Source organism: Enterocloster sp. 210928-DFI.2.20, assembly GCF_020554465.1.
Taxonomy (GTDB): Bacteria; Bacillota; Clostridia; order Lachnospirales; family Lachnospiraceae; genus Enterocloster; species Enterocloster bolteae.
Genome location: NZ_JAJCHK010000008.1, coordinates 79,326 through 94,224, shown reverse-complemented (window position 1 = coordinate 94,224; position 14,899 = coordinate 79,326). Strand labels below are relative to the sequence as shown.

Below are 14,899 nucleotides of genomic sequence, written 5' to 3'. Positions count from 1 at the left end.
TGGAACGCTCCGAGGAGGTGAAATAGGAGCTGACCGAGCGATCAACGCAAGCCTTTGACCCGGCTGTGGCAAGCCGGGCGCGAGGACAGCGTGGGGGATAATGAAACTTGCTCACGCCCTCCCACAGACTTGAGGGGGAGTCCTGCGGTATACGCCAGCTTCTGCGGCGGCGGTATCGTGGAACTATGACAGCTGTACCGACAGCGGCCTGGGATATTCCCCGCCGGGGATGCGTGGCAAATGCGGCGAACCTGATTTACAGCAGATTGAAATGGATATTCTATGCTTTCTTCTGGCCATCCTGGCCAGAGGTGGGGCAAGGTTGAAAGACAGCGCTTTTCGGGCGATGTCTTTCTGCGTTTCTCCACCGCATCCTTGCCGCTCCGTGCCGTCCGAGGTATAATATAGGTGTAAGGTTTGGTAGCTCCTGAAACGGAAAGGAGTACCAAATGAACATTCGGGAAGATGCAATTTACGGACGGCAATCGGTAGACCGCAAGGACAGTATCAGCATTGAAAGTCAAATCGAGTTTTGCAAATATGAGCTGAGAGGGGGTAACTTCCGGCAGTACACCGACAAGGGCTATTCCGGCAAGAACACCGACCGCCCCAAATTCCAGGAGCTGATGGCCGACATCAAGCGGGGCCTGATTAAGCGGGTGGTGGTCTATAAGCTGGACAGGATCAGCCGCTCCATTCTGGACTTCGCAACCATGATGGAAACCTTTCAGGTGTACAACGTGGAGTTTGTGTCCTCTACGGAAAAGTTTGACACATCAACCCCGATGGGCCGGGCCATGCTGAACATCTGCATCGTGTTCGCCCAACTGGAACGGGAAACCATTCAGAAGCGGGTAACGGACGCTTACTATTCCCGCTGCCAGCGCGGTTTTCACATGAGCGGCGCGGCACCGTTCGGCTTTCAACTGGAACCCACCACCATTCAGGGCATCCGCACAAAGATGATGAAGCCCGACCCGAAAACGGCGGACATCGCCCGGTACTTCGCGGACGAGGGCATCCTGATTTAAGACAAGGAGCTAACCCGTGGCTTTATTTCCCAAATGCTCCGCAACCCCATTTACGCCCAGGCCGACCTGGAAATGTATGAATTTTTCAAAAGCCAGGGTACGGTGGTGATCAACGAGGCGGCGGACTTCGCGGGGATAAACGGCTGTTATCTCTACCAGGGCCGGGACGTACAGGCGCGGAAAAACAAGCATCTGAAAGACCAGATCCTTGTGGTGGCCCCCAGCGAGGGGCTGGTATCGGCGGATGTGTGGCTCCGCTGTCGGAAAAAGCTGATGGCAAACACCACATTCCAGAACGGGTGCAAGGCGAAAAATACCTGGCTGGCCGGGAAAGTGAAGTGTGGCCGCTGTGGGTACGCCTTAATGAGCGTGGGGAACCCGTCAGGCGTTCAATACCTGCGATGCTCCAAGCGGGCGGACAACAAAAGCTGTCCGGGCTGTGGGACGCTCCGAACAAGGGAATTTGAGCAGTTTATTTACGGTGAAATGGTAAAAAAGATGGCTCAATTCCATTCCCTGACAGGCAAGCGGGAAACGGTTAATCCCAAGCTCACCGCCCTAAAGGTGGAATTGGCCCATGTGGAAGATGAAATTGAAAAGCTGTTGAATATCCTGACCGGGGCCAGCGCGGTTTTGATCTCCTATGCCAACACCAAGATTGAGGAATTGGACGCACAGCGGCAAACGCTGTCAAAGGAAATCGCGGCCCTGTCTGCGGAAAGTATGTCGCCGGAACAGATCGAGCGGTTATCGGTGTATCTCAACCGCTGGGAAGAGATTGACTTCGATGACAGGCGGCAGGTGGCCGACAGCCTCATTTCTCAAATCCGCGCCACGGGTGAATGTGTCGCCATTGAGTGGAAAATCTGACTTTCAACTATTCACCGCACTTGACTATGGGCTGTATGCCCTTGTCAAGTGATGTTATCATAATATAATACCAGATTATAAAATGCAGCAGGAGAATGAATTAGAGCAAGTTGCTCCAGAACAAAAAGCACCCGACTTTCACAGAGAAGCAGACAAAAATAATAGAACAGTGATGGTGTTGCGCTGGATACAGAGATGTGTCTGGCGCTTTTTAATAGTTGGTATTAAAACACTTATTTCCTGGGATTTCAATACATGTGTATCACTTATTTAACTTTTTCTCTAAAACTCGGAAAAACAAAAGCTCCGGAAAGCATATCAAATACTGGATTTCATCGGGCTGTTGCTTTATTTTAGAAAAAATTAATATGTTCGAAAGAAAATGGATGCCTTTTGATACAACTTTGAAACAACTCTGTGTTATTCTAAGACTGAACAGAAAACATACAGATATCTATTGTGTTCGCATTGGATGTATTGAATTCATTTCCTGGGAGCGATTTCGCATATGATGGTTGACTGGACAACAGGGGGATCTGAATTTGGTGGTAACGATATTGGCCTTGAATCTTATACCCATCCAACGCTTGACATTCCTATGGCAGTAATTTACGCTACATCTTATGGAACGGAGACTGCCGGCGAAATTCCAGAGGATGCCAGTAAGGAAAATTCCATTATCACAGGAGGCCGTATCAGTATAACGGCTCTTGTAAAGGATGGGAAAGTGAACAGTGTGTTTACGGATAATCCGGTTGCCGGATAATGAAGTTGTAAAGAATGTAACTGGCTGGAACCAAAAGTGGCTGCAGCCGGGAAGGTGGAGATTATGAAATTAAGCAAATGTTTGATTGTGGCGGGGGTCCTGCTTCTTACTGCCTGTCAGTCAGAACAGACGCCGTCAGGAAGCAGTGGGGTCAGTGCAGAGACAACTGTTGCTGAAGCATTTACCCAGGAGGACATCAGGGAGGATGTTGACAGCAATGAGAGAACTGCTCCCGGCAGAACAGCGGAAAACGAGGAGGGCACTGCTCCTGGTAAAACAGAGGAAGAAGTCCCGTCAGGAACAGGCGCTTCCGGGGAAGGAACTGTCAATACCGGCAGCTATGAGAAAGAACCAGTTATACTAAATGAAGCAAAACTTCCGGATGTGTTTCCGCTGGAATTCGTATTCAGCAGCGGGGCCGGCGCGTGGAGAACCGTTATTGTATTAAACCAGGACGGCTCGTTTAACGGCGCATACCTTGATTCAGATATGGGAGACCGGGGGGACGACTATCCGAAAGGAACGCATTATATTTGTGATTTCAGTGGACAGTTTGATAACATCAGTCAGATAGACAGCCATACATATTCCATGACATTATCTAAAATCACAGCAGAAAAAGAGAAGGGTGAGGAATGGATTGAAGATGGTATTCTGAACAAATATTCTGAACCATATGGTATGGAGGACGGCACGGAGTATCTTTTGTATACGCCGGATACAAAAATTGCGGAAGTGCCGGAAGAGTTCCTCAAATGGTATCCGGGTTGGAATTTTGTGGATGAAGATGGAAATCACTCGGACACACTGTCATGCTATGGGATTTATAATATAAAGATGGGATATGGATTTTTTGTTTATTAGATGATTGCGGTTTAAAACAGAAAAAACGACGGAAGGTGAAGTGTGTGAAATTAAGCAAATTATTGTTCATAACAGGTGTGCTGTTACTTACTGCGTGTCAGGCTGAACAGATGCCGGAGGAAAGCGGAACGGTTAGCATAGAGACAACTGCTGCTGAAGTGCTGCCCCAGGAAGACTCTGGCAATGAGGAAGCTTCAGCTTTCCGTGAAACAGTGGAGGATGTCATGGATAACAGTACGGAAACCGCAGATTCATCTGTAATAGAAACCGCAGATTCCTATACCGTATCAGACCTTGCGGGAACATGGCAAATCAACGGGGAGAAAACACAGGCGGCAAATGAACGTTCTCTAGCGGAAGAATTTGGCACCGGAATTCATTTAGGAAATGAAATGCTGCTCTCTGAACATGGCGATTTTTCTTACTATGTATCTATCAATCAGGGGGGAAAAGGCACCTGGAATTTGGATGGAACTGTGATTACAGCTGATTACACCACATATGAACCGGATGTTCGGAAGGAACAGCTGACTATGACCCTGGAAGCCGGTGATAAGGGGGAGCTTCTTATCAAGATGAATTATACGGATGGATATATTCTGTTTTGGAATCGGCTGGAAAAGCAAGAGTGAAGTATCTTTTGAGGGGTATCAGGCACATGCCAATTATGATTTTATCCAAGCGTTCTCTTTGGAACCTGCAAAGGAGGAGGAAGGGACTTTCGGAGGCAGTCCTGTAATATGGAGTACGTTAAATGATGGAAATTTTCTTCATTTTTATTATACATATACTTCCACTGAGAAACTGACTCCCCAATATTCCGGCTACGCAATCATCGGAGAAGACGTAAAATTGGTATGCGGTCTGCATGTGGGCATGACCGCTCAGGAAGCAGAGGCCATTGTTCCGGGTGTCCAGCGAGCTGCCAATTACGATTGGCCTGCTGTTGGATGAGCAAGAGGTAGTGCCCGCGATTTCCTTTAACTATTCAACGGACGGTTAAATCATTCAGGAGATTACTATGGAAAAGAGAACAAAAATAATACGCAGAGCGGTATTGGTCGTTATTTTGGTTTTGGGGACCATAGTCACCGCAGCCGTGTACATCTTCACCCATTGGGTGGAGAAAAATGTAGTTACCGATATTGGGGCTTATGAGTCCTACTTTGGTGCGAAGGGAATCCACCGCACCAGGGACACAGAAGTCTGGAAGAAAACAGGGGAGTCTTATCTGCTGCTCAGTGACATATTTCCGGAACAACTGCCTGACTCCGCAAAGGTAGAAGAGTTTTATTACGAATATTATAATCCCTGGGATCCGTGTTATTTCAGCTTCCTGGTTTATCACTGTGATGAGAATGACTATGACGCAGAGAAGGAACGTTTAAAGCAGATTCCAATGCCTGAAGATTATTTTATATATGGGGCAACGGAATTTCCTTATCCGCTTCTTGCTGTATATGCAAATGACTATAACGGATATATCTATGCCATGGGAGATGAAGCGCAAAGAAAAATCATCTATGTGGAATTAACATTCTGTAATTATTTTACGGACATTGATTATGAGAAAGTAATCCCTGAGGAATATCTTCCCATAGGATTTGACGCGAAAGTGAATAATCCTGCTCATTCAGAGTTCAAAGCAAAGATTGACCGTTCAGCCAATGGAGAGAGTTTACCTGAAGATACTGAGGCTGACATAAAAGCAGACAAAACAGAACAGGCTGATTTGGCGGAAGAATCCAGCCATGAAAGTGTTTCAGCAGATAGTGATGAATAAACAGATACTGGCTCCTAAAAAAGGGCTGCGGATAGAGGATTAGGCGATATGCGATTTCCGCAAAGAGGCGCATATCGCTTTTTCAATGCTAATAAACAATTCACCTGTGAGGTCTGGAAAAAGATGTGTAATTCATAATCAAGTGGTTGGAATCGTTATATACAGAAGCGGGGACAGAATTTGTGGTTGTATATAAACCATGGGATGCTGATGGAACCGTGACCAGAATCGTAAGGCAGCATCGTACAATGAATGGCACACCTAACAGGCTGACGATACATTTATATCACAGTAAGTACGCGCTGAATCATGGACAGGCATATTATACGAAGATATTTGAGTACCAAGAAGATGAAATAATAGGACCGCCACCAGCATGGTAAGCAGTATAGAACTTTCAGATGTACGCTGAGGTTTTTACTGTTGGCAGATGTACATGATAAGACTGTGGCTTCCACAGTCAAGTCCGCTATACTCTTCATAAGTTCCTGCTTGAGTCCGTCCCCTATATCCGAAAGGTTGGAAATCTGCACCGCAAAGACACTATTTCCACGCTCTCGGATGTGTGGTAAAATGATAGAAACAGTAAGCCGACAAGGAGGGCGCACTATGAAAATGCCAAAAGAAAAAATTGATACGGCAATGTTTGCCCCCTGCGGCATGAACTGTTTGGTTTGCTATAAGCATTGTTATCATAAAAAAACGTGTGCCGGTTGCTTGAACAGCGATATGGGCAAACCGGAACACTGCCGTAAGTGCAAGATAAAAGAGTGTATCAAGGGCAAAGGGCTGTCTTATTGTTTTGAATGTCCCGATTATCCTTGTAAATTAATTAAAAACCTTGAAAAAAGCTACAACAAAAGGTATCAGGCAAGCCTTATGGAGAATAGCGAGTTTGTCCGTCAACACGGTTTGGAAAGGTTCATGGAACAGCAGAAAGAGAAATATACTTGCCCCAAATGCCGGGGTATCATTTCTATCCATGACAGAGAGTGCAGCGGGTGTCAAGAACGCATGAAATAAGCATAAGATGGGGTGTGTAGATTTGAGTTGACAATACAGGAATGCCTAAAAAACCTGCGTGTGGAGCGTGTGTTGACGTTGGAACTGCTTGTGGAGCAGACACATCTCTCAAAGTCTGCGCTAGGGAGCTAAGAAGCGGACGACTTCAAGGACATCAGCCACTATGCCCTTATCAAGCTGGCGAAGTTTTACGGCGTGACCGCCGACTATCTGCTGGGATTAACGGAAACGAAAAATCACCCAAACGCCGATCTTGCAGACCTGCGTTTGAGTGACGAGATGATAGACCTGCTGAAAAGCGGGCGAATTGATATCGTCCTGCTTTGTGAACTGGCGGAGCACACAGATTTTGTAAAGCTACTGGCTGATATACAGATTTATGTGGAGGGTATCGCTGCTACGCAGATACAAAACTTGAACGCATGGGTAGACGTGGCGAGGGCTGAAATCGTGGAGAAGTACCAACCGGGTGAGCATGACAAGACTGCCGGAGTGCTGCAAGCCGCCCATGTGCGGGAGGGCGATTATTTCAGCAGCCGGGCGGAACAACTGTTGATGGTATTTTGCAAGCAGACAAAGCAGCGTTATAGCAAGCTGACAGAGGAAGAAAAACAATGGCTAACCCGGATTGTCCAAAAATCCGAATTGGCAAAAAGCTATTTGCTGCAGAGAGGTAAGAGAAAATGACAAGTACGCATTAGGCGGATAAGGCGAACAAAGATAAAATGAGCGAGGTAGCAAAATGATATTGAAAACGGAGCGTCTTGAATTAGTGCCATTACTTCCCTATCAATTAAAATTGTGGGTAGAGAACATACCAAAGCTGGAGAAAGACTTAAATTGTTCTTATCAAGCAGAGCCTATGGAGGAACTTTTTCTCGAAATTGTTAAAGGGCAATTAGAAAAAACAGAAAAGTATTCTAACGATTACTTATGGCGTAGCTTCTGGTTTCTGGTTCGCAAAAGTGACCGGGTTGTCGTTGGTTCCGCTGATTTCAAGGATATTCCGAATACGGATCAAGAGGTCGAAATTGGCTATGGTTTGGGAAAAGAGTTTGAGCACAACGGATACATGACAGAAGCAGTGCAGGCCATGTGCAAGTGGGCTTTGAAACAAGAAAACGTGTCCCATATTATCGCGGAAACGGACATCGACGGTTCTGCCTCACAACGCATTTTACAACGCTGTGGTTTCGTTGAGAAAAGACGGGAAGAAACAATATGGTGGCAACTATAAATATTTTGCTGGGTGCGCCTTATTGGTATAAGACGCAATCGCATAACCGGGGAGATAGCAAAGCCAGCCGAGCCAGGCAACGGTCAAGATGAACTGCGCTTACAGCGCCGCCGTTGACAGCCTCGCCCGCCTTTGCTGATGGGTTATCAAGACGGGAAAGCTCTAAAATGGCTTTCCCGCCCATTTCAATTTTGAGAGGACGGACAGCCCCACAATAACTTTGTCGGCGGACAAGCACAGCCTGTTTTCCTGCCATTTCAAATGCCGTTGCCCTCTCCGGCGGCAACGGCATTTTCACGGCAACGCCGAATAAACAAATACCGGAACGGGAAAAACCGTTTATAATGTTATCAGAAGCGTTGTGCTGTCTGATTGCCAGACTTGGATGTATAGGGAGAACGAGATATGGAATTCACTGTGATGCATAAGGATGAGCCGGTAGCGATAGTAAGGCTATCAGAAGATAAGAAGAAGGTGGAAATTCAAAAATTGATACCGGATTGTATCAGGCAGCCATTTTGTGGTAATAAATTAGATCTGGAACGGGTTTACAATTTTTTGAAGGACCGATGCTACGAGGATGGACGCAGTGACCTTAAGGAGATACTCAATCAGGCCGGTCTTACTTATAATAATCCATGGAAATGGATGAAGATTACACATGGAGTTACATACGAAGATTTGTTTTGGATTCGGTTTCCAGGTGAGACGATAACATGGAAGGATGTGAAGGTGAGATGAGTGTAAAAGAATACGTGCTGAGTCCACAGGCCTTGGTGATGGTACAAGGGAGTTCAAAGGGAACACAGCCCAAGTATTATGAGAAAGGATATTGGTATAAAGTAAATAATCTGGGATATGAAGGTTACTCGGAATATCTCGTCTCAAAGGTGCTGGAGTGCTCTAATGTTGATAGTTATGTTAAATATGAACAATGCACGATTAATGGAAGGGCGGGATGCCGTTCAAAAAGTTTTATTAGAGAAAACGAATCATTCCTGAGCTTCCAGAGACTGTATGACCTGCTCACTGGGGAAAGTCTGCAGGAGAGAATACGCTTAATATCAGAGGTGGCAGACCGCATTGGCTTTGTAAGAAAGTTTGTATTAGAGAATACAGGGTGGGATTGCTCAATGTATTTATCACAAATACTGGCTCTGGATATGCTTACTTTAAATACAGACAGGCATTTTAATAATTTGGGACTAATTGTGGACGCATCGACGGGAGTTTATAAAGCGGCGCCTATTTTTGATAATGGAAATTCACTGTTAAGTGACTGGGATCGTTTCGACGAAGAAACAGTGGAAGAGAATCTTGAAAAAGTATATGGTCAGCCATTTTCAGCCAGTTTAGAGATGCAGGCCCGTGAGGCAGGAATCGGGTTGATGATTGATTATGAAAAATTACAGACTGTCTTAGAGAAGGAACCTGTTTCCAGAGGTGTGAAAGTATTAAAGTATCAACTGAAACGTTATCATAATATAATACCGGATTATAAAATGCAGCAGGAGAATGAATTAGAGCAGGATGCTCCAGAACTAAAACTTTAGATGTATTGATGAATTGGTAGACAGGGGCAATTTATGAACAGTTTGTGGCATTCTTTTATCGTGATGATGAACGAGACGACTTCTGGAGACCATAAATTCCTATTTATTGATGAGCTGAACAGCGCGTTAATTCGGAATTTGAAGATGAGGGTGACCAATACTTGTGAAAAGAATAAAAAAGTATATTCCAATGATAATACTGTTGGATACAATAATCCTGGTTCTAATATATATTGCATTTTGTATTGTTTTGAACATGTTTAATCTTGTATTTAGAAAATGGGTTCTGATTCTGTTTCTTCTGATGTTAGCAACTGGGTTCATAGCCGGAGTGATACAACTTCTTTTGAAAATCAGGAAATCGGTACTAAAGAACGTTCTAATCTGTATATTCATGATTTTAGTATCAGTAACAGGAAGTGTAATAATCCCTATTACCATATTTGCCTTTGCGAATGAGGAGCATATCGTAGAACGAGACAATGTAAAATATGTTGCCCATGTTGATGGATGGCTGAAAACCTATGTGCATTATTATGAATACAAGGGTCCTTTTTTAGAAGGAAAAATGGAGCGAATTGAGGAGTACTATGGCAAAGGCGGCTTCGATCCGATAGGAAGTGAAGATAAATACACAGTTATACGAACGACATACTATGACGAACACGGCAATCTCATATCCGTTATTGAAGGAAATTAGCCTTAAAAGATTGCAATATATTACACAACTTCCGGTTTGTAGAGTTTTTCAGTTTCACCTTTAGTGGAAAGTACGAGAATTTATTTCATATTAATTGGGTATCCGAAATAAGTGGTTGAAACTGCTTATACGGATACCCTTTTCTCATGTTCGTTTGGTCGCAATAAGTGGTTGAAAACCTACGCATTGAAACTATACGATATCTTAATAACTGGTTGAAAAAAGATAATGATAATTATAAAAAATCCACGGTTTGAAAAATAGTGCTCAGGTTGAAAACTACTATTTTTGTAAACCGTGGTAATTTGATCGTCAGGTTGAAAATTATTCTTCTTCTGGATTTGGGAATGGCTCATAGTCATCCTCAAAATCCTCATCTTCATCCTCCTTGGCACTTTCAAAATGAAAGACTGGCTGATCTTCCGGAATGACTGGACCTACATCTATAAGGCCGTTTTCAAGCATTGCACGAAGGTTTGTTTTTCGGTATAGAGTTCTTGCGCGTAGGACTTCAAAAGAGTATCCGCGTCCACGCAGATTGTTCTCACGAATAAGTCTGTTGGTACATTCCGTATAGCCGTTAGAAATCGCAATAGGGCAATCCCAGTAGGCAAAAATTTGATCTTCAAAGCGGTGGACCGTAGCGGCAAGGTCTCGAAATTTATCATATATTGCATCCTTCGGAATAGATTGTTCCCATTGTTTGAATGCTTTCTTTGCATTGTCCTTGGATGATGGGTTTTCATCATAAATATTAAAAAAGTCTTCTTTGAGATCAAAGGCCGTTGCAAGGGGCGCAAGCTCAGGATTGCTTCGCGCAGCTTTGATTTTAGCGGCATCTTCAGGATCGAGGTCTTTAAGTCGTGTTTTCAAAGTGTAGGCAAGCCCTTTTTTAGTTTTGATACGATCTACACGGGCCATGCCTTTCTGAATCTCGCGTCTTACGGCATCGACAGCCTCATTGGCTTTCATAACAACGTGGAAATGGTCGATTGCCCATCGTGCATTCGGCATAGCATCTGATATCGATTTCTCAAATGGACGATACATGTCCGAGCATACCCATTGCACTTTCTCCCTGTCTCTGAGGCTCATGAAATATTCTGTCAAGGTTTTCTGATTGCGTCCTTGAAGAATATCGTATAACGTGCGATGCTCGATATCCGTAATGACTGTGAGTTCACCCAGTTTTTTTACCTTTATTTCATCAATACCGATGAAAGTAGGAGTTTTGAAACGAAGATTCTTGCGATTATCTTCTAAGAAATCGACAAATACATTCTTCACTGTATTCGGGCTTAATACAAAGTCGATCGCAGCATCTTCAAATGTTGTCCTCATAGAGTGTTCCGTAAGAGCAAGAAGCGCACGCCTTGTCATTTTATGGTTTTCATCTACATTATAAAGTTCCGGCGTCCATATATGCTTGTTCCCATCATTTCGGCAACGCATACGAGGTATCTCAATGTTCAGAACAACCGGGCATCCCTGTAGCGGGGTGTCATTTACCTGTAATGTTCTTTTGCCGTGTTTATACAATGGGTTTCCGCATACTGGGCATACAGCAGGGATATCCCCGCTGTATGTCAGAGAAATGCGCTTGTAATGTTTAGCTTTATCATATGCATCTTCAATGCCTTCGATATCATAGTCCTTAAAGCCGAGAAGCATTAAAGCCATATTATCTGCCATATGTTTACTCCTTGTTATTCGCGTACTCAGAGATCTCTTCGACATCTAAGTGTTTCTTTTTATTTACAAGATCGTAAATCATTTCTGCAATCGGCTTGATCGCCTGCGGATCATCCAGAATCTGCGTTGCAAGCTGTCCGAGTTCATTATTCTTAAGTGACAATGCAGCTACCTTGATGATATTTTCCAGTCTGCCGTCTGCAATGATTGCCTCGCGGCTGTTGGTAGAGTTACGAATCTGAATACGGCTTACATCATCCGCAGATACGGAATCAACGATTGCGTTAACCGTTCTTGCGCCATCTACAGGGCTGACGTTTTCACCAAATGCTTCGTTCAGCTTTGCAATAACTTCCTTGAGCGTTGTACGCTTCTTTTTGGATGTTCCCGCGCCACCGCCCATTGGACGGAGTACAGGTTCATCATCAGACGGCTTGTGGGTAAGCTCACTGATACGATAATCAGAAAGTACAAGACTCGATATATCAATATCTTCAAGCGGTGTACCATCAAGACGCTTCAGTAAAAGCTTCGCAAACCCATAAAAAATCTCAAGGTCAGGCTCTCCAAGGTCTACGATCTGAGAAATATAGGTATATGCAGAACAGTATTTCTTTAAATCCTTCTTAAAGTCGAGCAGGCTTTCCTGTTCTTTAGAAATGATTTCAAGCTGTTCTTTTGCTGCTTCAAGCAAATCCTTGTTACCCGTTCTTTCTGCTTCCTCTTTGTTCGCAGACCATGTAGCATAAGCATTATGATTTGCCTTGTAAGCGTTATTCCATCTTTCAGCGGGAGCAGATACTGACATGAAAAGCTTTTTCCGGTAAGCGTCCTTCATAGATGCAGAGAGCGCATCAATGGACTTATACCGAATCACCTTATATGTATCGATCTCATTCTGAGTATAGAGATCCCGCTCATCAAGACGCTTCTTCGTGTCATAGACGATCTCAAGCCTCTGAGCGTGCTCCATTTTTGCCCCGTGATCATACTTTGCAAAGGCTCTTTCGACAGTATCTGGGTCGTTTACAAAATCGACAATAAATACATGATCCTTACCGGAGAATGTTCGATTAAGTCGAGAATAGGTCTGCACAATTTCGATATCATTGCAAAGAGACTTATCAATGTACATAGCGCAGAGCTTCGGCTGATTAAAGCCTGTCTGGAACTTGTCGCATACGATCATGATGCGGTTCTCAGGCTTATCAAAAGCAGCGTCTACCTTCTGCCAGCCAATATTATTTGAATTTTCTTCCGTATAATCGTAATCCCTGCGAATGGCTGCGAACGGATTTTCTTTCAAATAGTCAAATTCTGTAATGGTATTTTCATCTTCATCCATAATTGCCGTTGCACCATTCACCTTTCCAGAGAATGCAACAAGCGGTTCTCCCGGAACCTGGAAACGGATTGCTTCTGTAACCTGTTCCCGATCGTACTCTGGATGTGCGTGTAAATACGCTTCAATCGCATATTTATAACGAATAACTGCTGGGCGAGAAGCTGCTACGATCATTGCTTTTGCCTGTCCACCAAGCATCTTGGAAACATTCTTCATAAAATGCTCGATGATAAACTGTGTCTTCTGCATAACGTTTGTCGGGTGCAGAGATTCCCACATGGCAATCGTCCTCATTGCAGCACGCTCATCTACAAGTTTATCGGAAGCAAGTTCATCTTTCAGCTGATAAGCTGTTTTATAAGGCATATATCCTTTCAGAACATCCAGAATATATCCTTCTTCGATTGCCTGCCGCATCGGATAAAGGTCAAAAGACTCTGGAATCGGGCGTCCTGTCTTTTTATCAATCTTTTCGGAATCCCGTCCAAACAGTGTCTTTGTTTCTGGCTTAGGTGTAGCAGTGTAAGCAAAAAAAGATACGTTCTCCGGCCATGAGTGGTCATTCTGTTCTTTCTGGAAATATGCAAGGATCATTTCCTCATCCGTAACGCCTGCATCCGGTTCACCGGTCTTTTTTGATTTGTCTTTCGCTGCAAGCTTTAAAGCGGCCTTCATTTTTCCTGCAAACTGTCCGGTCTGAGAAGAGTGTGCCTCATCAATAAGAACCGCGAAATTTGCACCAGTCAGCATATCATCCGTCGCAATCGCATCGAGCGCAAATGGGAACGTCTGAAGGGTAACAACGATGATCTCCTTACGCTGATGAAGTGCTTCGGCAAGTTGCTTGTTCTTTGCACCCTGTGAACGTGTATCCGCATCTCCACCGATCATTTCAATAAGCCCTGGTGTCTTTTTAAGCTGCTTGATCGTTCCCTTAATATTGGAGTCCAAGCCTACACGGTCCGTAACGACAATAACAGATGAGAATACCTTATCCCCATCCAGTTTCCGAAGGTTGATCAGCTCGTGTGCAGTCCATGAGATCGTTTCCGTCTTGCCGGAACCTGCGGAATGCTCGATCAGGTATCGCTGTCCAACACCGTTATTCTTTACGTCATTTAAGCATTTTGTCACACAGCTCCACTGATGGAAACGCGGGAATAACTGTGTGCGGACTTCCTTTAAGCGCCCTGTAGCATCCTCTTTCTTTGATACATTTTCAAAAATGAAGTCATGGAAAATACGAAGCCAGTTTTCCTTCTGGCAGATCTCATTCCAAAAATATCCAGTCGGATAATCGATATCACCTTCCTGCATTGGATCATTACCGGCATGTCCATCAGATGTGCCCTTATTGAACGGAAGGAAACGTGGTACTTCCGGTTCAAGATTCGTACACATCCAGATTTCCGACTCTGAAATAGCAAAATGCACCACAGCACCACGCTTATACATGAGAAGCGGATTCTTTCTTCGTGTCCCCGGCTCAATCGGCTTTCTCTGAGTCTGATATTCCTCGATAGCGTCATAGACTGTCTGTGTAAGCTCTGTCTTTACTTCTGCTGTTGCGACCGGAATGCCGTTGATAAAGAACACTAAATCAAGCGACTTGTTGCCAGCCGTCTGATAATGAACCTGATGCATGACACGAAGAATATTAGCATCATACTTTTCCTTAATATTCGGGATACGTACATCATCTGGATAATGACCGGAGCACTCAATCGTCTGATATCCGGCCATAAAGAATCCATTTCGAAGCGTCTGCACTGTACCATCCACTTCAAGGCTATGTACAAGATTCTTTTCGAGGTTTGACTTCCAACTTCCACCAAGGTCTTTCTTCATCTTTTCGATCTTCTGTGGAGCAGTAGCCATGATATAGCTGATAAAGTCATCCATATAAAGCGCAGTATCTGCGTCAAAGCCGTTATCGTTTTCGCTGATTTGCCAACCACTGTCAGACAGGTCATCCAGCTTCCGGCTAATATAATGTTCAAAATTTGTTTCAAGTCTAAGATCATCAGGCATTTTT

Annotated in this window: 12 protein-coding genes and 2 pseudogenes; 12 read left to right on the top strand and 2 right to left on the bottom strand. The window is 44.3% G+C overall.

The genetic code is table 11. The features are described from left to right. Nucleotides 1-449: 449 nt before the first annotated feature. From LI015_RS09850 to LI015_RS09795, 12 genes and pseudogenes are all read left to right on the top strand, one after another. A pseudogene (locus LI015_RS09850) lies at nt 450-1,901 on the top strand (recombinase family protein). A gap of 508 nt (nt 1,902-2,409) precedes the next feature. Continuing rightward, nucleotides 2,410-2,667, top strand: a complete 258-nt coding sequence (locus LI015_RS09845) for a hypothetical protein (RefSeq protein WP_227124765.1) — start codon at nt 2,410-2,412, stop codon at nt 2,665-2,667. A gap of 63 nt (nt 2,668-2,730) precedes the next feature. Further along, a complete protein-coding gene (locus tag LI015_RS09840) occupies nt 2,731-3,531 on the top strand; it encodes a hypothetical protein (protein WP_227124762.1) in 801 nt (266 codons plus the stop codon). 44 nt (nt 3,532-3,575) lie between these two features. Then, entirely contained in the window at nt 3,576-4,163 is a 588-nt protein-coding gene (locus LI015_RS09835) for a hypothetical protein (RefSeq protein ID WP_227124760.1), read from the top strand. Continuing rightward, complete coding sequence (locus LI015_RS09830; RefSeq protein ID WP_227124759.1) at nt 4,120-4,485, top strand: hypothetical protein; 366 nt, start codon at nt 4,120-4,122, stop codon at nt 4,483-4,485. Before LI015_RS09835 ends, LI015_RS09830 begins: the two co-directional genes overlap by 44 nt. A gap of 67 nt (nt 4,486-4,552) precedes the next feature. Further along, nucleotides 4,553-5,314, top strand: a complete 762-nt coding sequence (locus LI015_RS09825; RefSeq protein ID WP_227124757.1) for a hypothetical protein — start codon at nt 4,553-4,555, stop codon at nt 5,312-5,314. A 609-nt stretch (nt 5,315-5,923) separates the two neighbouring features. Then, a complete protein-coding gene (locus tag LI015_RS09820) occupies nt 5,924-6,337 on the top strand; it encodes a DUF3795 domain-containing protein (RefSeq protein WP_117626451.1) in 414 nt (137 codons plus the stop codon). A gap of 12 nt (nt 6,338-6,349) precedes the next feature. Continuing rightward, nucleotides 6,350-7,024: pseudogene (locus tag LI015_RS09815) on the top strand (helix-turn-helix domain-containing protein). Between the two features lie 55 nt (nt 7,025-7,079). Then, a complete protein-coding gene (locus tag LI015_RS09810; RefSeq protein WP_227124755.1) occupies nt 7,080-7,574 on the top strand; it encodes a GNAT family N-acetyltransferase in 495 nt (164 codons plus the stop codon). 405 nt (nt 7,575-7,979) lie between these two features. Further along, entirely contained in the window at nt 7,980-8,315 is a 336-nt protein-coding gene (locus tag LI015_RS09805) for a hypothetical protein (RefSeq protein ID WP_024725748.1), read from the top strand. Then, nucleotides 8,291-9,127 (top strand): hypothetical protein, encoded by an 837-nt coding sequence (locus tag LI015_RS09800; protein ID WP_227124753.1) that lies wholly within the window; start codon nt 8,291-8,293, stop codon nt 9,125-9,127. The genes LI015_RS09805 and LI015_RS09800 overlap by 25 nt, the downstream gene beginning before the upstream one ends. A gap of 163 nt (nt 9,128-9,290) precedes the next feature. Then, nucleotides 9,291-9,827: a hypothetical protein gene (locus LI015_RS09795; RefSeq protein ID WP_227124751.1), complete on the top strand. Its 537-nt coding sequence runs from the start codon at nt 9,291-9,293 to the stop codon at nt 9,825-9,827. A gap of 324 nt (nt 9,828-10,151) precedes the next feature. Here the strand turns inward: LI015_RS09795 and LI015_RS09790 are convergent, their stop codons facing one another. Both LI015_RS09790 and LI015_RS09785 read right to left on the bottom strand, forming a co-directional pair. Further along, on the bottom strand, nt 10,152-11,519 hold the full coding sequence (locus LI015_RS09790) for an ISL3 family transposase (protein WP_227124750.1): 1,368 nt from the start codon (nt 11,517-11,519) through the stop codon (nt 10,152-10,154). Nucleotides 11,520-11,523: 4 nt separating this feature from the next. After that, nucleotides 11,524-14,895 carry a type I restriction endonuclease gene (locus tag LI015_RS09785; protein ID WP_227124748.1) on the bottom strand — a complete coding sequence of 1,124 codons (3,372 nt, stop codon included), beginning with the start codon at nt 14,893-14,895 and terminating at the stop codon, nt 11,524-11,526. Nucleotides 14,896-14,899: the final 4 nt, after the last annotated feature.

Coding starts and splice junctions, on each gene's coding strand:
- LI015_RS09805 (WP_024725748.1), top strand. CDS start 7,980: ATGGAATTCACTGTGATGCATAAGGATGAGCCGGTAGCGATAGTAAGG.
- LI015_RS09800 (WP_227124753.1), top strand. CDS start 8,291: ATGGAAGGATGTGAAGGTGAGATGAGTGTAAAAGAATACGTGCTGAGT.
- LI015_RS09840 (WP_227124762.1), top strand. CDS start 2,731: ATGAAATTAAGCAAATGTTTGATTGTGGCGGGGGTCCTGCTTCTTACT.
- LI015_RS09810 (WP_227124755.1), top strand. CDS start 7,080: ATGATATTGAAAACGGAGCGTCTTGAATTAGTGCCATTACTTCCCTAT.
- LI015_RS09830 (WP_227124759.1), top strand. CDS start 4,120: ATGGATATATTCTGTTTTGGAATCGGCTGGAAAAGCAAGAGTGAAGTA.
- LI015_RS09820 (WP_117626451.1), top strand. CDS start 5,924: ATGAAAATGCCAAAAGAAAAAATTGATACGGCAATGTTTGCCCCCTGC.
- LI015_RS09785 (WP_227124748.1), bottom strand. CDS start 14,895: ATGCCTGATGATCTTAGACTTGAAACAAATTTTGAACATTATATTAGC.
- LI015_RS09825 (WP_227124757.1), top strand. CDS start 4,553: ATGGAAAAGAGAACAAAAATAATACGCAGAGCGGTATTGGTCGTTATT.
- LI015_RS09845 (WP_227124765.1), top strand. CDS start 2,410: ATGATGGTTGACTGGACAACAGGGGGATCTGAATTTGGTGGTAACGAT.
- LI015_RS09790 (WP_227124750.1), bottom strand. CDS start 11,519: ATGGCAGATAATATGGCTTTAATGCTTCTCGGCTTTAAGGACTATGAT.